15 protein-coding genes are annotated in these 26,606 nt (G+C 39.3%); 12 read left to right on the top strand and 3 right to left on the bottom strand.

The window, feature by feature from the left end:
• Positions 1-6: 6 nt before the first annotated feature.
• The 9 genes from PL8927_RS16610 to PL8927_RS16570 all read left to right on the top strand — a co-directional run bounded on the left by PL8927_RS16610 (position 7) and on the right by PL8927_RS16570 (position 18,735).
• The gene (locus PL8927_RS16610; RefSeq protein WP_083623704.1) at positions 7-3,204 is read left to right on the top strand and encodes a type I polyketide synthase; all 3,198 of its coding nucleotides are present in this window, start codon (positions 7-9) and stop codon (positions 3,202-3,204) included.
• A 1-nt stretch (position 3,205) separates the two neighbouring features.
• Entirely contained in the window at positions 3,206-8,917 is a 5,712-nt protein-coding gene (locus tag PL8927_RS16605; protein ID WP_083623701.1) for a type I polyketide synthase, read from the top strand.
• Positions 8,914-9,972, top strand: coding sequence for an alpha/beta fold hydrolase (locus PL8927_RS16600; protein ID WP_083623698.1), 1,059 nt, complete (start codon positions 8,914-8,916; stop codon positions 9,970-9,972). The genes PL8927_RS16605 and PL8927_RS16600 overlap by 4 nt, the downstream gene beginning before the upstream one ends.
• A gap of 24 nt (positions 9,973-9,996) precedes the next feature.
• Positions 9,997-10,809, top strand: a complete 813-nt coding sequence (locus PL8927_RS16595) for a class I SAM-dependent methyltransferase (protein ID WP_083623695.1) — start codon at positions 9,997-9,999, stop codon at positions 10,807-10,809.
• Positions 10,810-11,043: 234 nt separating this feature from the next.
• A complete protein-coding gene (locus tag PL8927_RS16590; protein WP_083623691.1) occupies positions 11,044-11,769 on the top strand; it encodes a Bax inhibitor-1/YccA family protein in 726 nt (241 codons plus the stop codon).
• Positions 11,770-12,375: 606 nt separating this feature from the next.
• Positions 12,376-12,777 (top strand): hypothetical protein, encoded by a 402-nt coding sequence (locus PL8927_RS16585; protein ID WP_156093221.1) that lies wholly within the window; start codon positions 12,376-12,378, stop codon positions 12,775-12,777.
• A gap of 172 nt (positions 12,778-12,949) precedes the next feature.
• On the top strand, positions 12,950-14,755 hold the full coding sequence (locus PL8927_RS29005) for a choice-of-anchor Q domain-containing protein (RefSeq protein ID WP_156093220.1): 1,806 nt from the start codon (positions 12,950-12,952) through the stop codon (positions 14,753-14,755).
• Between the two features lie 157 nt (positions 14,756-14,912).
• Positions 14,913-15,764 carry a calcium-binding protein gene (locus PL8927_RS16575; protein ID WP_156093219.1) on the top strand — a complete coding sequence of 284 codons (852 nt, stop codon included), beginning with the start codon at positions 14,913-14,915 and terminating at the stop codon, positions 15,762-15,764.
• A 94-nt stretch (positions 15,765-15,858) separates the two neighbouring features.
• The gene (locus PL8927_RS16570; RefSeq protein ID WP_156093218.1) at positions 15,859-18,735 is read left to right on the top strand and encodes a calcium-binding protein; all 2,877 of its coding nucleotides are present in this window, start codon (positions 15,859-15,861) and stop codon (positions 18,733-18,735) included.
• A gap of 291 nt (positions 18,736-19,026) precedes the next feature.
• Here PL8927_RS16570 and PL8927_RS16565 read toward each other — a convergent pair whose 3' ends face one another.
• Together PL8927_RS16565 and PL8927_RS16560 are read right to left on the bottom strand one after the other, a co-directional pair.
• Positions 19,027-20,742, bottom strand: coding sequence for a glycosyl hydrolase family 28-related protein (locus tag PL8927_RS16565; protein WP_156093217.1), 1,716 nt, complete (start codon positions 20,740-20,742; stop codon positions 19,027-19,029).
• Positions 20,743-20,767: 25 nt separating this feature from the next.
• A complete protein-coding gene (locus tag PL8927_RS16560; protein ID WP_197047448.1) occupies positions 20,768-22,147 on the bottom strand; it encodes an aminopeptidase P family protein in 1,380 nt (459 codons plus the stop codon).
• Between the two features lie 85 nt (positions 22,148-22,232).
• Between PL8927_RS16560 and PL8927_RS16555 the strand changes: the two genes are divergently transcribed.
• A complete protein-coding gene (locus PL8927_RS16555; RefSeq protein ID WP_083623685.1) occupies positions 22,233-22,667 on the top strand; it encodes a DUF4332 domain-containing protein in 435 nt (144 codons plus the stop codon).
• 7 nt (positions 22,668-22,674) lie between these two features.
• On the opposite strand, the gene PL8927_RS16550 is transcribed toward PL8927_RS16555, so the two are convergent.
• A complete protein-coding gene (locus tag PL8927_RS16550) occupies positions 22,675-23,283 on the bottom strand; it encodes a TetR/AcrR family transcriptional regulator (protein ID WP_083623679.1) in 609 nt (202 codons plus the stop codon).
• A gap of 186 nt (positions 23,284-23,469) precedes the next feature.
• Between PL8927_RS16550 and PL8927_RS16545 the strand changes: the two genes are divergently transcribed.
• The gene (locus PL8927_RS16545; RefSeq protein WP_083623676.1) at positions 23,470-25,050 is read left to right on the top strand and encodes a M16 family metallopeptidase; all 1,581 of its coding nucleotides are present in this window, start codon (positions 23,470-23,472) and stop codon (positions 25,048-25,050) included.
• A 60-nt stretch (positions 25,051-25,110) separates the two neighbouring features.
• Positions 25,111-26,592, top strand: coding sequence for a M16 family metallopeptidase (locus PL8927_RS16540; RefSeq protein WP_083623672.1), 1,482 nt, complete (start codon positions 25,111-25,113; stop codon positions 26,590-26,592).
• The last annotated feature ends 14 nt before the right edge of the window (positions 26,593-26,606 follow it).

Below are 26,606 nucleotides of genomic sequence, written 5' to 3'. Positions count from 1 at the left end.
AAATTAATGAATCAACATTTTGAACACAATCACCAGTATTTTTCTCAGCAGCAAGCGGGAGTTGAGGACAACAGCACTCAAACAAAAGACAGAGAACAAAATCAAGGTGAAGCGATCGCAATTATAGGGATGGCTTGTCGCTTTCCTGGAGCCAATGACTACGAACAATTTTGGCTCAACTTGGAAGCTGGAGTCAATAGCATCACTGAAATTCCTCCCCAAAGGTGGGATGTCAATAAATATTATTCTCCCCATCCCCAAGAGCGAAATAAAACGATTAGTAAATGGGCCGGATTGATTCAGGATTCAGACCAATTTGATGCCCAATTTTTTGCAATCTCCCCCCGGGAAGCCAAAACCCTTGACCCTCAACAGAGATTGATGCTGGAATTGAGTTGGTCTTGTTTAGAAGATGCGGGATATTCCCCCTCTCAACTATCAGGAAGTCAAGTCGGTGTGTTTATTGGGGCTTGTAATTATGATTCAGTTCTTTTACTCAACCAAAATCAAGAAAATATAGAAGGACATAGCGGTACAGGAAGTTGGGGTTGCATGATTGCTAACCGCATTTCTTACTTCCTGAATTTTCGCGGTTTGAGTGTTTCTGTAGATACCGCCTGTTCCAGTTCCCTCGTAGCACTTCATCTGGGTGTTAATGCGCTCAAAAACAGCGAATGTGACGTAGTTTTGGTGGGAGGAATTAGTGTTTTCAATACACCGACAGTCTTCATCCAAATGAGTCAATTAGGGATGTTGTCGCCTACAGGACAGTGCCAAACTTTTGACCAGGATGCTGATGGTTATGTCCGAGGAGAAGGCGCAGGAATAATATTATTAAAACCTCTGGCAAAAGCGATTAAGGATCAAGATCATATTTATGCTGTGATTAAAGGCAGTGCTGTCAATCATGGGGGAAAATCAAGGACTCTGAGTTCTCCCAATATTTATGCTCAAGCTCAGGTTGTGCGGGCTGCTTATACTAATGCTAATGTCGCCCCGAATACAGTCTCTTATATTGAAGTTCATGGCACTGGGACACCCTTGGGTGATCCGATTGAAATTAATGCGCTTAAACGAGGGTTTAGACAACTGCATCAACAGTATAAACTGCCAGAATCGGCAAAACCCTATTGTGGTTTAGGAACTGTTAAAACTAATATTGGACATTCCGAAGGTGCTGCGGGAATTGCTGGATTAATTAAAGTTCTTTTAGCAATGAAACACAAAAAATTGCCCAAAATTCTCAATTTTAAGCAATTAAATCCACGCATTGAATTAGAAGACAGCCCTTTTTATATAGTCGATGAAAACCAAGAATGGCAGCTATTAAAGGCAGAATCAGAAGAAATAATTCCCCGACGGGCTGGTATTAGTTCCTTTGGAGTTGGGGGTGTGAATGCTCATGTTGTTCTGGAAGAAGCACCAAATCCAGAAATTCAAAAGGCAGAAATTGAAGAGCATTATGAACACATTTTAACTCTTTCTGCAAAGAATGAGAAAGCATTGGAGGAACTGGTCAAAAAATATCAAGGTTATTTGCAGTCAAATCAAGAAGAATCAATCGCCGATATTTGTTTTACCGCAAATACAGGACGCACCCATTTTGAAAAAAGATGTTTTTTCGTCGCTGAATCTAATGTTGAATTACAAAAACAACTGCAAACTTTCGTCAAGATTAATCCGAGAAACGGACAGAAAACAGGAAAAGGAGAAAAACCCAAAATAGCGTTTTTATTCACTGGAGAAATTTCTGATTTCGTGAACATCGGATGGCAGTTGTACCAAACTCTACCTACTTTTAGAAAAACCCTAGAGCAATGTGAAGAAGTTCTGCAACCCTACCTAGAAATACCCTTGTTGGAAATTCTCTATCCCACTGTAGAGACGTTGTATCCAACGTCTCTACTTGCCGTATTTGCCATTGAGTATGCTTTAGCTCAATTGTGGCAATCTTGGGGGATTAAACCCGATGGAGTTATGGGTTATGGTGTAGGGAAATATGTGGCTGCAACTGTCGCCGGAGTATTCAGTCTCGAAGCAGGTTTGAAACTAATGGCGACAACAGAAAGATTGATGCAGCAGTTTCCTAGTGGTGCAGAAATATCCCCTAACTTAGATTCTCCTAATCGTAAACATCAGCTAGGGGAGTTGCAAACTGTAGCCCAAGAAATCACCTACAATCAACCGGGTATACCTATAATTTCTAATATTACTGGACAACAAGAAACGGATAAAATTGCCACCCCGGAATATTGGCTAAACGACTTCTGGCAACCTGTCCATTTTAGCACCGGGATACAAACTTTACATCGTGCCGGATATCAACTATTCTTAGAAATTGGAGTGTCGCCAATACAGCCAGAAAATGTAGAGGTGTGGTTGCCTACCTTATCTCTTCTTAAAGACGATTGGCGACAGATGCTTTTGAATTTAGGACAGTTGTATGTCAAAGGAGTAAATGTGGATTGGTCGGGGTTTTACCGCGATTATCCCTGTCACAAAGTAGCTTTGCCAACCTATCCTTTTCAAAGACAATATTATTGGCTAGAAAGTTCGGAAAATGAACAGCCAAAAGACGTTAAAAATAACGCCAGCCAAATTGTGGAATTCCTCAATCAAATTGATATAAATTCATTAGCTCAGGATTTTAATATTGATGAACAACTGACCGAACCAGAAAAAAAACTGCTCCCTAAACTGCTCAATATTTTAATCAATCGGTATCAAAATGGGTATCAATCCTCAGAACAAAACACAGGCATTTTTCAACAACTGGACAAAACCCCAGAGAGAGAACGCTTCCAGCTAACGGTAGATTATTTGCAAGGTGTGGTGGCTCAATTATTAGGATTGAATCCCTCGCAAATTCCCGATTTACAGTTAGGATTTTTTGATTTAGGCCTAGACTATTCGATGATGCTTGAACTCGGAGATTTGTTACAAAAAAGTTTTGGGTGTTCTGTTACAGTCACAACTTTGTCAGAACATTTTAATATTCAAAAACTGGCTCAGTATTTAATTGAAAGTGTTTTTAGAATTGAACGCTATAATGAAACAGAAACCACAAATTCAACAGTTGTTAAGGATGAAATAGAATCTCTAACGGTCGAAGCGATCGCTAATGCCATTCAAGAAGAAGCGATCGCCATTGCTATCAACGAGGAACTTAAAGAAATTCAACTTATTCTTAACCAGGAGATATAAAATGACCAATATTTTAGAGCCAGAAAAACAAGTTATTTCCTCTCAACAAGTGCTTCAAACGATCAAAGAAATGCGAAATAGACTGGAAGCACTCAATAGAGAAAAAACTGAACCGATCGCGATTATTGGTCTGGGTTGTCGATTTCCGGGTAATGCAAATAACCCGGCCGCATTCTGGAGTTTACTCCAACAAGGAATTGATGCTGTTGGGGAAGTACCACCGAGTCGATGGGATGTTGATGCTTATTACGATCCTAACCCCGAAACACCAGGTAAAACCTACACTAAACAAGGAGGTTTTATTCAGAAAGTTGACCAGTTTGATCCCCTATTTTTTGGGATTTCTCCTAGAGAAGCTGCGAGTTTAGATCCCCAACAAAGACTACTTTTAGAAGTGACTTGGGAAGCCCTAGAAAACGCCGGACAAACACCAACAAAACTCAGGCACAGTCAAACAGGTATTTATGTAGGAATTTGCACAGATGACTATAGCCAACGGTTTATGAATCTGGAGAACCTGTCTTCAGTAGATGCTCACTCTGGTACAGGTAACGCCCGCAGTATGGCTGTAGGTCGAATTTCCCATTTCCTGGGCTTACAAGGGCCGAATATTCAATTAGATACAGCCTGTTCTTCTTCTTTAGTCACAGTACATTTAGCTTGCCAAAGTTTGCGTTTAAAGGAATGTAATCTCGCCCTCGCTGGGGGAGTGAATCTGATTTTATCGCCATTAAGTACCATTGTTCGTTGCCAATTAAAAGCATTAGCCCCCGATGGACGCTGCAAAACCTTTGATGTGGCGGCAGATGGTTATGGCCAGGGAGAAGGATGTGGGATGGTCGTGCTGAAACGTCTTTCGGATGCCATAACCGATGGGGATACAATTTTAGCAGTCATTCGAGGTTCTGCTATTAACCATGACGGCCCTAGTAGCGGTCTTACAGTCCCGAACAAAATGGCTCAGAAAGAAGTCATGCAGCAAGCCTTACACAACGCTAAAGTGAAACCCCATCATGTTAGCTATGTAGAAGCTCATGGCACAGGAACATCCCTGGGAGATCCGATTGAATTAGAATCTTTAGCTGCGGTTTATGGGCAAAACCGACCCATTAATCAGCCCTTGGTTGTGGGTTCAGTAAAAACCAATTTCGGGCATTTGGAAGCCGCTGCCGGAATCTCCGGTTTAATTAAAATTATTTTATCACTTCAGCATCAACAAATACCGCCCCATTTGCATCTAAAAACACCTAATCCCCATATTCCTTGGCATCAACTTCCTCTGGTGATTCCAACGAAAGGTATTCCCTGGCTGCGAGGAAATCAGGCTAGAATTGCCGGAATTAGTGCTTTTGGAATTAGTGGGACAAATGTGCATATAATTCTGGAAGAAGCACCAGAAACCGTCAAAATAGAAAACTCTTTAGAACCGGGTTTTCACCTCTTAACGCTTTCAGCAAAAACTTCAAAAGCCCTTGAAGAATTAACGATTGATTATGTCAATCATCTGCAAAATAATCCCGAATTAGAGTTAGGAGATATTTGTCATACGGCAAATGTAGGACGTTCTCATTTTAATCATCGATTAGCTGTAATTGCGTCTAATAAAATTGAACTGACTACTAAACTGAAAAACTTGGCCGCAGGTCAAGAAGTTACAGGGGGATTTTCTGGTCAAATCTCTAGTCACACAGGTTCACCGAAAATAGCGTTTTTGTTTACAGGTCAGGGTTCCCAATTTGTTAATATGGGTTGGCAATTGTATCAAACTCAACCTACTTTTAGAAAAACCCTAGAGCAATGTGATGAAATTCTGCGCCCCTATTTAGAAATCCCTTTATTGCAAGTTCTCTATCCCACTGTAAAGACCGATAATAGCGCGGCTCTAGTTGATCAAACTATTTACACTCAACCCGCCTTATTTGCCATCGAGTATGCTTTAGCTCAATTGTGGCAATCTTGGGGGATTAAACCCGATGCCGTCATGGGTCATAGTGTGGGGGAATATGTGGCTGCAACTGTCGCCGGAGTATTCAGTTTAGAAGCAGGTTTGAAACTGGTGGCGACACGGGGAAAATTAATGCAGCAGTTGCCAATTGGTGGCGAAATGGTGTCAGTTTTGGCAACAGAATCTCAAATCAAAAAATTAATAACTCCCTACGATTCACAAGTTAATATTGCTGCGATTAATGGCCCGGAAAGTGTTGTCATTTCTGGTCTTGGTGAAGCCATCCAAGCAATTTGTAGCCGATTAACTGAGATGGGAATTAAGACTAAACCTCTGCAAGTTTCCCATGCTTTCCACTCGCCTTTGATGGAACCCATGTTAGCAGAGTTTGAAATCGCAGCTAAAGAAGTTACCTACAGTCAGCCGCAAATACCGCTAATTTCTAATGTTACCGGACAGTTGGCAACAAAAGAAATAACTACTCCTGAATATTGGGTGAACCATGTCCGACAACCTGTACGTTTCAGTGATGGGATGCAAACTCTGTATCGTGCCGGATATAAACTATTCTTAGAAGTTGGAGCCAAGCCAATTTTATTAGGAATGGGTCGTCAATGTTTGCCTGAAAATGAGGGAATTTGGTTGCCAACTTTACGTCCTCCTCAAGAAGATTGGCAACAAATTCTCTCTAGTTTAGGGCAACTTTATATCCAGGGAGTAGCAATAGATTGGTCAGGATTTGAGCGTGATTATTCCCGTCGTCAGGTAGCATTGCCGACTTATCCGTTTCAACGACAACGCTATTGGTCGGAAGTCGAGGAAAACAAACAGAAAACCCAGGAAGAAACCGTCTCTACACCGATTATTAATTTGCTGAATCAAGGGGAAACCGAGCAGTTAGCAACTGAGGTGGAATTGGCTGGGGAATTGACAGAACAAGAGCGACAATTTCTACCAAAACTCCTCGAACTTCTGATAAAAAGACAGCAAAATTATTTGCAGTTCAAGGGGGGAACTGTTCACGAATATTATAATGCGGTTGCCACTTTGGGTCAAGAACAAGCTGGAAGTCAAACAGATGGATTAGCAGAATCACCTTATTTAACTTTTGGTTTGTTCCCAGAAAAAGTCCCTGGTTTTTCTTGGATTAAATGTCTGACAGAAGCGAATCAAGAACAATCTCGTGAGATGATTGTTGAGTCTCAAAAAGAGTTAAGGAAATTATTATTTTCTTTAGTTAATTTTTCCGATTGTCAAAAAGTCTTAGACTTTGGTTGTGGCTATGGTTCGGATTTGATTCAGTTAGCTGAAAAATATGAACATTTGCAGCTAACTGGATATACAATTTCTAGTGAACAGGCTAAATTTGCTCTGCAAAGAGTCACTAAAAATCAACTCCAAGAACAGGTAAAAATCTTTAATCGAGATAGTGCTAAAGATGAGTTTCCCGACCTCTATGATTTGGTGTTCGGGTTTGAGGTTGCCCACCATATTCTCGATAAAAAGTCGTTATTTGCTAATATCGGCAATCATTTGAACCAACAGGGATATTTAGTGTTAGCTGATTTTATCTCTAATAGCGATTTTGCCATCGATCATCAAGAAACATCTTCTTACTTTATTACTAAATCTGAGTGGGTAGAACTCTTGTCAGAACATCAACTTCAGTTAGTGGCTGCGATTGATGTTAGTCCAGAAATTTCTAACTTTTTGTATGACCCCGACTTTGAGCAAAGTTTAGAACAGTTGTATCAAAAAAATCGGGATGAAAATGTTAAGGCGGGGTTTAAGTCTTACTATCAGTTAGGCAAGGTTCTGAGTAAAGGATTGGCGAGCTATGTGTTACTGACGGCTCAAAAACAACAGGAGTTATCAAAACCAGAAATAGCCGAATGGAATCAACAAATGCTGGCTGAATTGTCATCTTACTCCGAGGTGACACCCCAACGCTGGCTCTATGAATTAGAATGGCAACATAGAGACGAGCCCGGGCGCGTCTCTACGTCAGAAACACTGCCAACACAGATAACAGGAAATTGGTTAGTGTTAGTAGAACCGGGTGCTGTAGCGACAGAATTACAGCAAAAATTGGGAGAAAAATCTGTTTTAGTTTCTCCAGGTTTGAGTTATCAGAAAGTCGATGCTAAACATTACCAAGTTAACCCAACTGTGCTAGAAGATTTTCAGCAATTTCTGGATGAAATTCTGGCTCAAGATTTACAACTTCAGGGGATTATTCATCTGTGGAGTTTGTCAACAAGTACGGATGATTTAGAAACAGCATTAGAATATAGTTGCGCGAGTCTGCTGCATTTGCTACAAGCATTGATCCAGACAAAACAATCACAAATACTGCCTCTGTGGGTGGTTACTCAAAGTACAGGAAATGTGCAACAAACACCTGTTTGGGGATTAGGTCGAGTCGTTGCTTTGGAACATCCAGAATTACAATGTCGGTTACTCGATTTACCAGCAGATATCCAAGCTGAAGAAGTGGCGAAGGTGCTGTATCAAGAACTAACATTAACCACAACAGAAAACCAAATTGCTTATCGTCAAGGAGAGCGTCAGGTAGCGCGACTGGTACGCCGACAACCGCCAACAAAAACAAAGAAACCAGACATTAATATTATCCCTGAAGCCAGTTATTTAATTACAGGTGGATTAGGAGCTTTGGGATTACAAACCGCTAAGTGGTTGGTGGATAAAGGCGCTAAATCTTTGGTATTGGTTGGGCGTCGGGAACCTTCAGAAATAGCACGACAAACTATTGCTCAATTAGAGCAGGTGGGAGTAAAAGTCTCGGTGTTTTTGGCAGATGTTTCTGTTGCAGAAGATGTGGCTAATCTTCTCAAACAAATTCAGGGTTCTTTGCCCCCTTTGCGGGGTGTAATTCATGCGGCTGGAGTCTTGGATGATGGGGTTTTACAACAGATGAATTGGCAACGTTTTGTTAATGTAATGGCTCCAAAAGTTCAAGGAGCATGGCATCTACATCAGTTAACTCAGGAATTACCCTTAGACTTGTTTGTTTGTTTTTCCTCGGCGGCGTCGGTTTTGGGTTCCACAGGACAAGGAAATTATGCGGCGGCGAATGCGTTTTTGGATGGTTTGGTTCACTATCGTCGCAGTTTGGGGTTGCCCGGTTTAAGTATTAACTGGGGAGCTTGGGCAGAAACGGGCATGGCGTCTCGTTTGACAACTCAGTTCCAAAGTCGGATTCGTTCTTTGGGCATGGGTAGCATTTCACCGGAACAGGGATTGCAAATTTTGACACAATTATTAGAAGAATCGGCAACCCAAGTGACAGTAGTGCCGATTGATTGGTCTCGGTTTACAGCTATGTTATCTTCTGGGATGAAAATGCCGATTTTGGCAGAAATGGAATGCTATTACAAGCAAGATTACAAGCAAGATTATAGGCAAGATGCCTGTTCTACAGAAGAAACTGCACATGATCCATTTTTGTTAGAATTGAAGGCAGCAAAAAATAGCGATCGCACTCAATTAATGACGAATTATTTGCAAGGTGTGGTGGCTAAGTTACTCGGATATCCTGACCCTCAAATGCTAGACCCACAGTTAGGATTTTTTGATATGGGAATGGATTCTTTGCTGTCTTTAGAACTCAGGAATCTGTTGCAAACCCGTTTGAGTTGTTCGGTGTCTGCAACAGTTTTGTTTGAATACTCCAATATTCAAGACATTGCTGAACATTTAATTACGAAAATTTTTGAAAGTATAGATTTTGTAGAAGGGGAACTGTGAATTTAGTTGAGTTTTTGCAAGATCTTGTCACCCAAGGTTGGCAATTATGGAGTGAGGGTGAAAAACTGCATTATCGCGCTTCCAAGTCAGAATTAACTGCTTCAGTATTAAGCCAACTGAAGCAGCATAAAACAGAAATCCTAGAGTTGCTACGCGATCGCCCAGATATTTTTAATGTTGATTCCTTAAATGTTGAGCAACTAACTGCTAGTCTGCATCAAAATAGGAGAGTTTCTTCCTCTTCTCCTCTAGTTCCCATTCAGCCGATCGGCTCCAAAGTGCCGATATTTTGCGTACACCCTTTTGCTGGAACAGTTTTTTGCTACCGTGACTTAGCCCAATTGTTGGGTAGGGATCAACCCTTCTATGCCTTGCAAGCGCTGGGTATACAAGACGGACAGGAGCCACTCACGCGGGTGGAAGATATGGCTACCCTTTACCTAGCGGCTGTGCGGGAAGTCCAGCCCCAAAGTCCATACATCTTAATGGGCTGGTCTTTCGGTGGTATGGTGGCTTTGCAGATGGCTCACGAACTGAAAACCCAAGGCGAGCAGGTCGCTTTTCTAGGATTGCTGGATACTTATACTTATAGTCATCTGCCTGATGAGCAGTACATATCCAAGGAAGTTGTTATAGAGCTACCTCATGAAACGCTTTCAATCTCGTGGGAAGAATTACAAAGACTCCCTATTGAGCAGCAAGCAATCTTCCTTTGCGAGCAGGCCAAACAAACAAACCTGATTCCTTCTGATATCGAACGTTCACTGCGAGTTCAATTGAGCAATTCTGAAGCAATGTGCAATTACTTGCCACTACCTTACCCAGGTACGATCTTTCTGTTTCGGGCTGAAAAAGGACTGTTTAGCTTCTCCCAAGATGTTTCTGTTTTGGAACCAACTCTGGGCTGGGCAGAGGTGGTTGCTAATATTGAGTTACACACTATTCCAGGCTATCACGAATATATGGTTCACCAACCTAATGTGAGTATCCTCGCTCAGAAGCTAAAAGACTGCATTGAGCAAGCTCTCAATCCCGATGAACACCATGATGTATGACTGCATAAACATACTATTACTTTCATGTCTCAAATCATTACAGAACTTACAGGTGTGTCTCGCACTATGATCTTGACCCTTAGGGGACGAGCTGATGAACAACTTCATCCTCATCCTCTTTTTCAAGACCCATTAGCTGTTGAGTGGAGCAAACTCTTGCCTTGGGATAACGGGCTAGAAGCAATTTATCGTAAATCAAAGCTTACCCAAACTAGCTTTGCTGTACGAGCTTACCATCATGATCAAATAGCATCTCGTCATATTGCTAACCATTCCAATTCTGTTGTCGTGGAATTGGGGGCAGGGTTATCTACTCGTTTTCACCGCATCGGGGAGAATACTTATCGTTGGCTGGAACTGGATTTGCCTGCGGTAACTGAACTACGCCATAAGTTAGATACACAAACACAGCAGCATCGGTTTATTAGTGCTTCAGTGATGGATTTTGACTGGATGAATGCTGTGCCCGATGTAGCACCTGAAAACATTTTATTTATTGCAGAAGGCTTACTGCCCTACTTTGAAAGAAATGAGGTGCAGCACTTAGTCTCTCAAATGCGTTCTCGGTTTTCAGGTGCTCTATTAGTGATGGACATTTTAGGCAATTGTGGAAAGTTGGCTAGTAAGGATTTTAGTCAAATTCAAGCACCCCATAAGTGGTATGCCAAGAATGAACAAGAGGTGACAGCGATGGGATTGCATCTGGTTAATGTCTCGTGCCTATATCAGCTATATCCAGAGCATTGGCATTGGCAACTAAGATTGCCGTTAAAATTACTTACCCATCTGTCTTATTTTCGTAATGGTTATTTGATTCTTGAAACCAAGATAATATAATTTGTCAATTAGCGATCCCAACTTTCTGAAACACAATTCTGTGCCCAACGGACAACAGAACCCTGTCAGGGGGGAGTGATCTGGAGTTGGGACTCGATTCTTCGTACCCGTTCTCCTTTGAATTTTAGCAGTTTCAATGTTTTGGCTTTTTGCTGGTGCCTTGCTCTACCAACCTTGACCAAATCAGTCACAATAAAATAATAATGTTCTGATTGTGAACTGTACAAGGACGATATGACCAGTACCAGTAATTTCCGTCAAGCTTTACGAGAAGCTAAAAATGAAGCCATTCTCGGCCCTAATGTAATCGCTAAGGCTTTACCCTACGTCGGGGGCGGGTTAATTCTCACCGCTCTTGGCACCTTCGGGGGTCTGAATGTTGCCGCCAGCAATTACGGATTGTTCATAACGACATTCTGGGTCGCCTTAATTGCACAAATTGCTCTGTTTTTTGTCGCTTCCGGTGTCGCCAACAAGGGTAACAGTCAAGCTGCTTTGCCCCTATTAGCGACCTATAGCCTACTCACAGGCTACACCCTCACGGGTCTAGTTGCCATTGCCCTAGGTACCAGTGGCGTTGGCATTGCGGGGATTGGTGTGGCTGCGTTAGGATGTGGAGTCACCTTTATTGGGGCGCGTTCGATTGGGTCTAACCTCTCCGAAGCCGATGGGATGGCATTGACCAAAACCATCAATCTAGGAATTATTGCCTTAGTTGTTGTGGTTCTGGCGCAATTTGTCCTCGGTTTCTTTGGGGTAATAGCACCCTCTTGGTTAGAAATTGGGATTTCGGGGATTGGAGTGGTGTTGTTTGTTGGGGCGGCGGTGGTTGACTTCTATTTGCTTCCCCGTGCTTACAGCGACAATCAGTATTTATCCGCAGCTTTATCGATGTATTTAACCTACATCAACTTATTTATCTTCATTCTGCGCTTACTGATTGCCTTTAATCGGGATTAAATTTAGATGCAGAATAGCTGAGATCTAAGCAGACAAAGGGGTGAGGGATGCCTTACCCCTTTGTTATTAGCATTGCTTCTCCATAATTTCCCGGAGGTACAATGTTTTTTTTTATTCAAAAGTTCCGTAGAATTTCTGATGCGGAAAACCCCGAAATTAAGCTATTAATAAGTTAAAGCTTAAATCTACATTGTTTGGGCTTTAATAATATGCTCTTGTGGCTTCTTGGCAGTTTGCCACATATAGATTGGATAGATTGGTGCTTTCCCGTGGTGGCTGGGTGAAAGTGCCAGTCTATTTATTGAAATTCAGCCTAATCTTAAATTTCTAAAGCTTGGTTTGTTTTAATGTCCATTTCTAGGCTGAAAAATAGGGAAACTTTAATTAAAATGGGTGCGTCGTTTAGGATATTATATTAGAAACTATTAACAAGGTGTGCATCAGGAAGAAACAATTGGCTTAAGTTAGGAGTTAAATTCTTAACCAGAAAGTTATCATTATTTTTAACTATTGAGTTCACGTTTTTTATCTTAACTCTATACGATAGCCTGACTTGATCACGATAGGGATGTATCTACTGATATGCACCCTTTGGGAGTCCAAAAAATGCCTGCTACTTTAACCCTGTGCTTTTCTGTTAATTTCAATTTAACTCTTGTTTTACTTAACTTAAGCTTGGAAAATAATTTCAAGCTCACTCAGACTATAAAAAATTACGTCAGATTTCTTCTTCTCGATCAACAGAAGAAGGGAATTTTTGAAAACTTCAAAAGCTTTATTTCATTTCATCCTAAAATTTTAGTCTTTGATCTCTCCAATTACAAAATAATTAGAGCATTAGATTTAGAAAATAGTTCACGAAACTCTAAACGGCTAGACCAAAATTTTCAACGGTTTAAAATTGGGTATCAAATTTTATTAAAAGTTGCGATCGCTCATTTTAAAGATTTGAGTCAAAATTTAAAACGGCTAAACACAAAAAAATATCTTTGCTTCAGGGAAAAATAGTATTTTTTTAATCAGGAAAAAATACGGTTTTTTTGTCAACAAAAGTTTGATCAGCTTGCTAATTTATGTAGATCAATATTGACAAAAATAATCCCAGATCACCGGATATTAATGGACTGATCTTGAAAGAATTATTAGCTGAAAATAAAAGTCAAAATTAGGATGAATCAGAATGGCTACTTTAACTGTTAACAACTTAAATGACAATGGAACAGGTTCCTTAAGAGATGCGATCGCTCAAGCTCAACCTGGGGATATTATTCAATTTGATTCGAGTTTAGCGAATCAATCAAACCCTACCATTAAACTTACCAGTGGTCAATTAAATATCAATAAAAGTATTACTATTGATGGACTAATTCCGGGTGCAATTCCCACCCCAGTTACCATTAGTGGAGAAAATGAGTTTCGAGTATTAGAACTGCAAGTTGATGCTCAATTTCAACCGACTAATACAACTCTAAAAAATCTAATTATTGTCAATGCTAATGTACAGGGTATTGAGCAAGAGGGTGCAGGGGGAGGAATTCGGGTGACGACATTTAACACCTTAACCTTGGAAAATAGTGAACTCAATAACAATATAGCCCAATATGGAGGAGGTCTTTTTAGTGGCTATAAAACAAATACAACAATTATTAATAGTAAATTTGATAATAATGATGGAACATTAGGAGGAAGTGAACGGGGGGGAGGGGCAATTTCCACAGATAGTTTAACCGATCTTACGATAATTGATAGTGAATTTACCAATAATAAAGGAATTAATGGCGGAGCTATTTATAGCGTAATTTGTGACTTGAATGTTCAAAACTCTAAATTTATTAATAATACCTCTGTTCCTGGAGGTACTGTATCTCTGGGTGCTGGTGTTTCTGCTGGTTATGGGGGTGCAATTTTTTCCGATGGAGCCAAGTCGGAAGGAACATTAAGAACAATTCAGATTAATAATTGTTTAATAGATGGTAACACAGCAGCCGGACAAGCAGGCGGTTTATATTTATATCTTTACTCTCCCGATCAAGCAATTATTGAAAATAGCACAATTATTAATAATTCTGTTGTTTTTGATAATAGAGGTGATGCTTATGGAGGAGGAATTCGACCCGGAAAAAATGGAGAATTCACGCTTAAAAATACAACTGTTGCGAATAATAATGCTTTGGTTCAAGGGGGAGGAATTTGGGTTGGAGAACAAGTTCCAATGACTATTATTAATAGTACCATTTCAGGAAATAGAGCAGAATCTGAAGATGGAAAAGAAGGGATCGGAGGAGGAATTGCTCTCGCCAATGGCACAAGTGTTACCAATATTATTAATACAACAATTGCTAATAATTATGCTGGATTTTTAGGTGGAGGAATGTCATCGGGAGGAACAAATGTTACTCTGACCAATACGATTTTATCTAAAAATATTGCCTTTAATGGCGGTAATTCTTGGAATACAAACCATAATACGACTGCTCAATTTACCGATGGCGGGGGAAATATTCAAACCAATGAATTAAACCCCAATGATATTAAAGCAACTCCTAATATTACATTGGTAGCTGATGCTTTATTAGGAGATTTACAAACAATTAATGGGGTGTTAATTCATCCGTTATTAACAGGAAGTCCCGCTATTGATACGGGAACAAATAATAATTCACCGACAACAGATCAACTTGGTCAAACTCGTCCTATTGATGGCGATCAAAATGGTACAGCCATTATTGATAGTGGTGCTTATGAGTTTTCAGTTGTAACACCAAGTCCGACTCCGACTCCAACACCAACACCAACACCAACACCAACACCAACACCAACACCAACACCAACTCCCNCCTACACAAACTCCTACAACAAGTCCGACTCCAACTCCCACACCGAGTCCGACTCCTACACAAACTCCTACAACAAGTCCGACTCCAACTCCCACACCGAGTCCAACTCCAAGTCCAACACCAACTCCAAGTCCAACACCAACACCTGAACCTACCCCAAGTCCAACACCAATACCAGACGGACTTGAACTAGAAGATCAATGTATCAATATTCCGAATATCACACCGACTAAAAATCCTGTCGTCAATACTATTTTCAACCCCGAACAAACCTCTGGTTTAGGAACACCTGATGCGGATGGAATTTTGGGTCAAGATATTCCCGATATTCTCTTTGGTTTAGAAGGGAATGATAACCTAGATGGGGGGTTTGGTAATGATATTTTATTTGGAAATCAAGGGGATGATTATATAACAGGAGATTTAGGAAACGATAGTATTTATGGAGGTCAAAACAACGATGTTATTTTAGGCGAAGAGGGTCAGGATATTCTCTTTGGAAATTTAGGAAATGATAGTTTTCAAGGAGGAAATGAAACTGATATTATCTATGGCGGTCAAGGAAATGATTTAATCTGGGGAAACTTAGGTAATGATATTCTCTACGGAGATCTAGGAAATGATACCATTCTTGGCGATGAAGACCCCGATATTTTATTTGGAAATCAGCAAGATGATTTATTACAAGGAGGGTCTGGAAACGATATTCTATATGGCGGACAAAATAATGATAACCTTTGTGGTGGAGAAGATAATGATCTACTATTGGGTAACTTAGGCGACGATTTTTTAAAAGGAAGAACAGGTAATGATAGCCTCTATGGAGGTCAAGGAAATGACACAATTTTAGGTGGAGAAGGCGACGATTTTCTAAGTGGAGATTTAGGAGATAATTTGTTATGGGGAGGACAGGGACAAGATACCTTTAGCTTAGGAGAAAATCAAGGTAATAATTTAATTGATGACTTTACTGATGGAGAAGATTTTCTAGGGTTAACGGGAGGATTAACCTTTGAAAAATTACAGTTAACTTCCGTTGAAAATAATACTTTAATTCAAGTAGCTAGTACCGGACAACTGTTAGCAACCTTGAAAGGAATTAATAGTAATCTCATCACTTCCGAGGATTTTATGAGTTTAATCTTTAACCCAAACTAAAATTGATTGGCTCCTTTAAGGTATTAGAAATAATTCTATCTATTTTGAAGCATTGACCATTGTAAAAAACTTTCTGAATTGAGGATGAACCCCCATGGCTACTTTAATTGTTAGCAACTTAAATGATAATGGAATTGGTTCTTTAAGAGAAGCGATCGCTCAAGCTCAAGCTGGTGATATTATTCAATTTGATTCCAGTTTAGCGACTCAGCCTAATCTTACCATTAAACTTACCAGTGGTCAATTAAATATTAATAAAAATATTACTATTGATGGGCTAATTGCTGGTAATATTTCCCGTAAAATAACGATTAGTGGAGAAAATCAATTTCGTGTATTTGAACTTCAGGTAGATAATCAATTTCAATCGACAGATACAACGTTAAAAAATTTGATTATTACCCAAGGAAAGGCTCAAGGAACTGAGGAGGAGGGTGCAGGAGGTGGAATTCGGATGAAAGGTTTCACCAATCTCACCTTAGAAAATAGTGAACTTAATAATAATATTGCTCAATTTGGGGGTGGGATTTATACGGGATTTAAAAGCAATACGGTTGTTATTAATAGCAAGTTTAATAATAATGATGGAACATTAGGAGGGAGTGAACGGGGGGGAGGTGCGATCGCTACAAAAAGTGCCGGATCTCTCACCGTTACTGATAGCGAATTTACTAATAATAAAGGAGTTAATGGGGGAGCAATTAACCATTTACTGGGTAATTTAACGGTTGAAAATTCTAAATTTATTAATAATACTTCTGTTCCAGGAGGTACGGTTTCTAATGGCTCAAGTAACTATCACGGTGCAGGTGGAGCCATTTATACTGATGGTGCAAATGCCTCTGGAACGAATTTTGGGCCAGGATTAACAGGCGGAATTATTCAGATTAGTAATTCTTTATTTGATGGAAATACAGGCGCCGGACAAGGTGGCGGTTTATTTTTATTCGCTTATCCTCCTGATAAAATTATTGTAGAAAATAGCACAATTATTAATAATACAATTCAAACGAATAATAAAGGAGATTCGTTAGGGGGAGGACTGCGCTCAGGAAATGCAGAATTAACGCTTAATAATACAACATTCGCTAATAACCGAGCCTATAGCCAAGGGGGTGCTTTATGGGTGGGTGAAACCTCTCCCACTATTATTACAAATAGCACTTTTTCAGGAAATCGCGCCGAATCTTCCGATGGAAATAATGGTTTAGGAGGTGCGATAATGCTGGCTAATGGGACGAATTCAACCAATATTATTAATACAACAGTTGCTAATAATTATGCAGGATTTCAAGGAGGAGGATTTTGGGGAGGAGGTACAAACGTTACCTTAAAAAATACGATTTTATCCAAAAATGTTGCTAACAATGGTAGCAATTCTTGGAATATTAAACACCATACCGGAACTGAATATAATGAGGGTGGCGGGAATATTCAAACCAATGAGTTAAACCCGGACGATACTAAAGCAACTCCTAATATTCAATTAGTGGCTGATGCTTTATTAGGAGATTTACAAACAATTAATGGGGTGTTAATTCATCCTTTATTAGAAGGAAGTCCTGCTATTGATACGGGAACGAATAACAATTCCCCCACAACGGATCAACTCGGTCAAACTCGCCCTATTGATGGCGATCAAAATGGTACAGCCATTATTGATAGTGGTGCTTACGAGTTTTCAGTTGTAACACCAAGTCCAACACCAACTCCAAGTCCAACACCAACACCAACTCCAAGTCCAACACCAACTCCAACACCAACACCAACACCAACACCAAGTCCAACACCAACACCAACACCAACACCAACACCAACACCAAGTCCAACTCCAACACCGACTCCAACACCAACACCAACACCAACACCAAGTCCAACTCCAACTCCAACACAGACTCCAGAACCGACTCCAGAACCGACACCGACTCCGATCGGTGAAGAGGACTGTCTGTGTGATCAATTTCCCACACCCAATTTAGACCCAGGAAAAACACAAAATGTTGTAGAACAAACCTTTGATGGAAAAACAGGAAATGATAACTTAATAGGAAGTGATTTCAATGATCAAATAAATGGTCTTGAAGGGAATGATACATTGACGGGAATGGGAGGTGCAGATAACTTAAATGGCAGTAATGGCAAGGATTTATTATTAGGAAATCAAGGTGCAGATGTTCTTCTAGGAGGGTTAGGAGACGATACCCAATATGGAGGACAAGATGATGATATTTTGCATGGAGATGAAAATAATGATTTGCTATTTGGCGATCGCAATAACGATTTTCTCAAGGGAGATCTAGGAGAAGATACTCTCTATGGGGGGAAAGAAAATGATCAGTTACAGGGGGATGGAGGTAATGATATTCTATACGGAGACTTAGGAAATGATACCTTAATAGGGGGAAACGGGAACGATATTTTATTTGGCAATTTAGAAGACGATTTTATGGATGGTGGTTCGGGAGATGATACTTTATTTGGGGGAGAAAATCAAGATATTTTAGAAGGTGGAAAAGGAGACGATACTTTATTTGGAGATCTCGGAGATGATAGCCTTTGTGGAGGAGATAATAACGATCTACTGTTAGGGAATCAAGGAACAGATATTTTAGATGGTTGCTCAGGAAATGATATCCTTTATGGGGGGAGTGAAAATGATTCTTTAATCGGAGGAACGGGTAATGATAGCTTATGGGGAGATCTAGGAGATGATACCCTCAAGGGTGGAGCAGGTCAAGATCTTTTTGTATTACAAATAAACGCAGGAAGCGACTTAATTCTTGACTTCGATATTGAGTTAGATACTTTAGGACTCAGTAACGGATTAACCTTCGATCAACTTACCCTGAGTCAAGGAGAAAATTCCGTAATTATTAGTTTAACCAATACAGGGGAAGAATTAGCTCGATTAAATGGGATTGATATTAACTTAATTTCTTCTAATCAGTTTCAAGTTATTTCTACATTATAAGAAACTTTATTCGATATAAGTTATGTATCTATAGCATTCCTAAATAGGTTGTAATATTTTATCGTAGGGGTAATGTCCTTCCAAACCCAGGCGCAAAGAGGGTTTGGAAGGACATTACCCCTACAAAACTTTTTCACAAATCATTTAGGATTGCTATATTTCTCGTTCCCAGATTAAATTCATTGCCTTTTTTATCAAAAAATTGAGTTTTAAACCCCGTCGTTCGGATTAGATTAATTGTTTTTGTCAACAGAGATATTTCTCTCATTCCCAAACATGAGTCTGGGAATGCTATGATTGACGGGGAACCTCTATTTTTGATGTGTTAAACCCAGAATTATTATTAACTTTAATTGAACAACAATACTCTAGTTTTCCGCTTTGGTTTCCTTGGTTTCCAGAAATTTCATTATCCTGACCGCCTAAACTTGCTTTTGTAATAATATTTCCTGAAACTTGGTTATTAATAATTTTAACCTGATTCATTCCATAGGGTTGATTATTGGTATCTGCCATCACAAAAATATCAGAATTGATAATTTGATTACTTTCAATCGTAGCCTTATTGATTTCTCGAACTTTATACAGTCCAATATAAGCATTGCCTTTATTATTTTTAATAATAACATTGTTAACTGTTGTTCCGCCACAACATTCTTGAATTAAAATCCCTTCTCCATCCACACTTAAATATTTTGTATCTCCAATTTTATGTCGATAAACTTGATAATTATTTCCCTCAATTAAAACATTCCATCCTGACCAGTCAATTCCTCTATTTTCTAAGGTAACAGCACCCGTTGCTTCTCGTGTTCCTGTGGGGTCTGTCCACCATTGTTTATTCGGTTCATCTTTAATATCATTATTTTGAATGATTAACCCATCTCCAGCCGCATGAATAGCAACTCGCATGGTATGGTAAACCCAATTATCTCTAATGATAATTCCTTTTCTAAAAAGTCCGGGTTCAGTGGTGGGGGTTGCTGCTAATTTAAAACCGTCTTTTTTACCGCCTCGGTTAACAACAATTCCGTAATGGTTGCCATAATGAAAGGAGACTTTATTGCCGTTTTGATAGGTGGTAATATTCTTTTTATCTCTGGACTGTAACTTATATCCTGGTTGTTCATAATTATCGGTAATATTATCATTAATTCGATTATTTGCAATAAAAACATTTTCATAAGCTGTTAGTTCAATATTAGCAGCAAAGCGATAACTATAGCGTTGCCAAGGGTTTTGAAATTCGGAGTTAGGAACTTTGGGATCGGGTTTAGCGACGTTATTACTGCGAATTCCAAATATAATAATATTACTATTTTTACTATTATCTAAATCTCCGACAAAATTAATTGCACCTCGATTAATATCTAAGTTAATAATCCCAATATTACTATCTTGATCTGGTAGGGTGGTTTGAATGGTTTTAAAGGCGGTTTCGTTAGGAGTTCCGTTTCCTGATAGTTGGGGTTTATATTCAGGAAAAACTAATTTTGTAGGCGGATTATAAGTATTAGATTTTGCTAATTTAACCGATGGAGTTTCACCCCGAATCACAACCCCTGATTTCAGTTTTATGCTATCATTAAAAATATAGGTTCCAGAGGGAAAATAAACAACCCCGCCGCCATTTTTTGCAGCCATATCTCTAGCTGCATTAAACTGTTCTACTAAATTTGAACCGGAGAAGTCTTTGATATTATAAACACAATTCCATTTAATTTGATTTGTCCAAGTAGGGGCGAGGTTTTCTCGCCCATTATTCCTATAAAAACTAATAATTGCATTATCGGTTTCCCCGACCCTAGAACTTCCACAGGAGGAAAGACTAGGGGATGAAATCGAAGAATTAGATAAACTCGAAGAATTAGATGAAACCGAAGAATTGTTTGAAAGAAATAGTGTTGTAAAGGCATAACCCGCTACGGTTAATCCTATAAAAATCAGAGTCCCCAGGAAGAAGAAAACAAACCGTTTAACTCGTTGATTTAAAAGTTTTGTCGGCATGATTTTACAACCTAAAATGATAGAATTAATTTTGAACTAAGGCTTCTATCTCTGCAATAGATGTTGGTAAATTTTTTGTTAAAATTTCGGGTTCTATTTCCGTTACTAAGACATCATCTTCAATTCTAATTCCGCGAACATCGGCAAACTGTTCTAAGCGTTTCCAATTGACAACCGTTTTGTATTTTTTACGATTTTTAGGATTATTTAAAATAGCAGGAACTTGATAAAATCCCGGTTCTATTGTTACCAACATTCCCGGTTTCAATGGACGATTTAACCGTAGAAAACACCAGCCAAACCGTTGACTTCTGACTCGTCCCGGTTCATATCCGGCTAAATCCCCTAAATCTTCCATATCATGAACATCTAAACCTAATAAATGCCCAATTCCATGCGGAAAAAATAAGGCGTGAGCATCCTGTTCTACTAAGTCTTCTGGAGTTCCCTTTAATATTCCTAATTCTACTAAGCCTTCAGCGATAACTGTTGCTGCCATTCGATGAATATCTTGATATTCTATGCCCGGTTTGATAGAATCAATACAGGTATCATGAGCTTTTAAAACCAGGTGATAAATATCTCGTTGGGTCGGAGAAAATGTTCCCGAAACTGGCCAAGTTCGGGTAATATCTGCGGCCCATCCCATCGGAGTTTCTGCCCCAACATCTGCTAATAATAAATCTCCCGGTTGTAGCGGATGATGATACTGTTGATTATGTAAAACTTCTCCATGTACCGTAACAATACTATTATAGGAACAGGTCATATTATGACTCATAATTACCCCTTCCATTGCTGCGCGAACCTGCGCTTCTAATTGGGCTGTTTTTGTGGCTTTCATCCCGATTTTATGCGCTTCTACACTAATTTCTGCGGCTTGACGTAACTCGTTAATTGCAAATTGATCATGAGTTAAACGTAAATGAATCACCGCTTGTGTTAATTCTAAATCAATTCCTTGGGGTTCTTTTGCGGATACGAGAGGACAGTTCAATAATTGACGTTGTTCGTTAGCTGTAATTGGATTTTGCACTACAATTGTCGCCGCATCTTCAAGATAATTAAATAATTCTGTTAAAGGATAAGCAGCATCCGCACCCATAAGTTCTGCAATTTGATCCCGTTGAGGTGTTTCTCCCTGCCAAAGAGCGTTATCTTTGGGGGCATTATCCATAAATAATTCTAAGCGACCTTCATACAAACGAATGGCGGCATTTTCTAAAGGAAAACCTGCAAAATATAGAAAATGACTACTCGCACGAAAGGGATAAATATTCGCGGGAAAATTGCGAGAATTGGCACGACCTGACCAAAGAATTGCCGGAAAATCGATTAAATAGCTGAGTTTTACGCGCCGTTGGCGGAGGGTATCAATCAGCAAGGGGGAAGAACTGAATAACATGGTTAAATTAGGGTTAGAATAGGTTTAAGTTAATTTTAATCTAAAATCTAAGAGTAGTTTCGTCCGTTTCAAATAGGATTGCTCTATGACATCTTTTAAATCCAACGCTGATAAATCTATTCAAGCTCTTGATTGGCCGATTTCTCAACTTCCGGGTCTGAATTCAGACAATCAAACCCGATTAAACAATTATGGCATTAAAACCACAAGCCAACTCTTAAAAAAAGGCAAAACCCCAGCCGATAAAATGATTTTAGCTAATTTGCTACAGATTAATATTCGAGATGTCAGTAAGTGGGTGGCTCTAGCCGACTTAGCAAGAATTCCCAGTGTCGGTTGTCAATATTGTGGTGTTTTACTTCATTCCGGTGTCAGTTCAGTCAGCTATTTAGCCGAGTTACCTGTCCAGCGTTTACATCAACAAATCTTACGTTTTTATGTGGCTAATTTACAGCGACGAGATTTATGTCCTCCTATCGAACAAGTACAACAATGGGTACAACAAGCAAAATTTTTATAACATTTTTTTATTCTTTTGCTAACACTCCATTTAGGAAAATATCAGCTAATCCTTCAGCCATTTCTTGCATTGCTTGGGGGGAAGCATTGGGCTCAAGAAGGGTATTATAACTAAATCCAGCAACAGCAAACATTCCCAGAAATAATTGAGCAATAATTTTAGGGTTCATCGGACGATAAACTCCTTTTTGAATGGCAGTTTCAAAAAAAGCCTCGGTTACATCTGTCATTTTACTAATAATTTCTGATTGAATGCGATCGCGTAATTCAGGATGAAATTGAGCTTCTAAAAAACAAATTCGCATCATATCAGCATTTTGATGCAAATTGATCATCCGTCGATATAACAGTTGTGCTACGGCTTTATAGCTACTCATGGCACTCAATTCTGTTAATAAATCCGTTAAAATTTCGACCCATCCCTCGGTAACAATGGTAATCAAAATCGCTTTTTTATTAGAAAAATGTCGAAACAATGTTCCTTCAGCAACCCCGGCAGCTGTCGCTAAATCACGGGTTGTTGTGTCATCATAGCCCTTATGGGCAAATAACTGTCGTGCAGCCTGTAAAATCTGTGCTTCTAATTGCGCTGATGTCGAATGATTGAGATGCGGCATAACCTTTTAATCATACGCGGCTCTGACTTCAGCCTATCATTCGTCAGGGAAGACTAACCGCAAACGATATAAGTCTTCATGGTTTGACTTTATGGCGAAGTAACAATGATAATATTATAATACTAAAAGGTAAATCAGGGAGCAATTGCTTCTGTCATTCTCGTTAAATTACACTCATAAAAATCTATGTCCTTGGGTTATTTTTTCAGAGGGAAACGCCGAACAAACAAATCATCCTTTTGGGGACAACGTTTGTTTATTGGAATCTTAACTATCTGTTTATTCTGGGTGACAGGATTTCAAGCGGTTTGGGGGGCTGAAATTTCCCCCTCAAATCCATCAATTCAACCCTATTTCAAACGAGTTGAGAGGGAAATTACAGAATTTACCCTTGATAATGGCATGAAATTTATTGTGTTAGAACGACATCGAGCACCTGTGGTTTCTTTTTTAATTTATGCTGATGTTGGCGGAGTCGATGAACCCACTGGAAAAACGGGAGTTGCTCATTATTTAGAACATTTAGCTTTTAAGGGAACTCAAAGAATTGGAACAACAGATTATCAAGCCGAAAAACCCATTTTAGAAAAGCAAGATCAAGTTTTTGCACAAATTAAACAAGCAAAATTAGAAGGAAATACCGAGAAATTCAAACAATTAATGGATGAGTTAGAAAGATTAAGTTCCGAAGCCGATCAATATGTTAAACAAAATGAATTTGGAAGAATAGTAGCACAATCGGGGGGTGTAGGACTGAATGCAGCAACTTCTGCTGATGCAACGTTTTATTTTTATAGTCTTCCGGCTAACAAATTAGAACTGTGGATGTCTTTAGAATCAGAACGTTTTTTAGAACCCGTATTTCGAGAATTTTATAAAGAAAAACAGGTGATTTTAGAAGAACGTCGCTTGCGAACAGACAATTCTCCTGTCGGTCAAATGATTGAGGAATTCTCAGCAACCGCTTTCAAAGTTCATCCCTACCGTCGTCCGGTGATTGGATATGTAGAAGACTTAGAAAATTTAACCCGTGAAAATGTTCAAAATTTCTTTGAAACTTACTATGTTCCTAATAATTTAACCGTTACTATTGTCGGCGATGTTAACCCCGATGAAGTCAAACGTTTAGCGGAAATTTATTTTGGTCGTTACGCAGCGAAACCGAAACCTCCTCAATTGAATATTGCAGAACCTCCTCAAACAGAAACCCGTGAACTAACGTTAACTTTAAAAACGCAACCTTGGTATTTTGAAGGGTATCCGAGTCCGGCTTTAAATCATCCTGATTCTGTGATTTATAATATGATTTCTAGTCTCCTCAGTGATGGTCGAACTTCTCGCTTATATCAATCTTTAGTGGAAAAACAACAAATTGCTTTAGCTGCACAGGGATCAAGTGGATATCCAGGGAATAAATACCCCAATTTAATGTTATTTTATGCCATGCCAGCACCGGGTCATACCGTTGATAAAGTGGCGACAGCGTTACGCCAAGAAATTGAACGCTTCAAAACAGAATTGGTATCTGAAACTGAATTAGAACGGGTCAAAACTCAAGCTAAAGCGAGTTTATTGAGATCCTTAGATTCTAATATGGGAATGGCATTTGCTTTAGCTGAATATGAGGTTAAAACGGGATCTTGGGTCAATTTATTTAAAGAATTGGAAAAAATCGATGCTATTACACCCCAAGATATTCAACGAGTGGCTAAAGAAGTATTTCTTCCTGAAAAGCGGACAACTGGACGCTTATTATCCGATGAATAAAACGGGAATTTAACGATTTTATTCTGAATTTTTTCATGCTCATCCAACTTTTGATTAACTATGCTGAATTCCGTCGTGTTAAATTTGAAACAATCTAAAATTTTTTGGGTAGGATTACTATTTGTTACAATGATAGTAACGATTTTGTGGCATATTCCTGCTCTAGCTTCAACGCCAAAACATTACACAGAATTAACCTTTCCTCCCTTAAGCGCCATTCAACTTCCTCCGTATGAACGCTATCAATTAGACAATGGAATTACAGTTTATTTAATTGAAGATCATGAACTTCCTTTAGTCGGAGGAACTGCATTATTTCGCACCGGAGATCGATTTGAACCTGCGGATAAAGTGGGTTTAGCAAGTATGACAGCAGAGGTGATGCGAAATGGGGGAACTCGCCAACATTCCGCCGATGAATTGAATCAATTATTAGAACAAAAAGCCGCCTCTGTTGAAGCCGGAATTTATACAACATCCGGTCGGGTCGGGTTTGGTGGGTTAAGTGAAGATTTAGAAACGGTATTCGGATTATTTACGGATTTGATTCGCAATCCTGCCTTTCCCCAGGATAAATTAGATTTAGCAAAAACTCAAACCAAAGGTGCGATCGCTCGTCGCAATGATGACCCAGAAGGAATTGCTTCCAGGGAGTTTGTTAAACTGATTTATGGTCAAGATAGTCCCTATGCACGATCCGCAGAATATTCCACATTAGACAATATAAACCGTGAGGATTTAGTTGATTTTTATCAACAATATTTTCATCCTGAAACTATGATTTTGGGAATTGTAGGAGATTTTGAACCGCAAAAAATGAAAGCTCTAATTGCAGAAAAATTAGGAGATTGGAAACCGAGTCAAAAAGTAGTTATTCCTCCCCTTCCTGCGGTTTCTCAAGCCCATTTCGGGGGTGTTTTCTTTGTAGATCAACCTCAATTAACACAAAGCTATGTGGAAATGGGTCATTTAGGCGGGTTATTAAATGATCCCAATTATCCCGAATTAACGGTTATGAATGAGGTATTAGATGGGTTTGGAGGACGGTTATTTAATAATGTGCGATCGCGCCAAGGATTAGCCTATTCTGTTTATGGATATTGGGGAGCCAGTTACGATTATCCAGGGATGTTTAACGCCGGAGGACAAACTCGTTCGGAAGCTACAGTTCCCTTTATTACAGGGGTAAAAACTGAAATTGAACGTTTACAAAAAGAACCCATTAAGCCTGAAGAATTAGCTTATGCGAAAGAATCAACTTTAAATTCTTTTATTTTCAATTTTGAAGATCCGGCTCAAACCCTTTGGCGTTTAATGCAGTATGAATATTATGGTTATCCCAAGGATTTTATCTTTGATTATCAACGTCAAGTCCAAGCAACAACCATCGAAGATGTTCAACGAGTCGCCCAACAATATCTCAAACCTGAAAATTTAGTAATCTTAGTTGTCGGAAATCAAGCGGTAATTAATCCACCTTTAAAGAGTTTAAATGATCAATCAAACGTCACTACCATTGATGTGACAATTCCGGGTAGTTAATATAGCCCCCCCAG

It is taken from the genome of Planktothrix serta PCC 8927, assembly GCF_900010725.2.
GTDB classification, from domain to species: Bacteria; Cyanobacteriota; Cyanobacteriia; order Cyanobacteriales; family Microcoleaceae; genus Planktothrix; species Planktothrix serta.
Note: the sequence above shows the minus strand (reverse complement) of the source record. Positions and strands in the feature narration are given on the sequence as shown.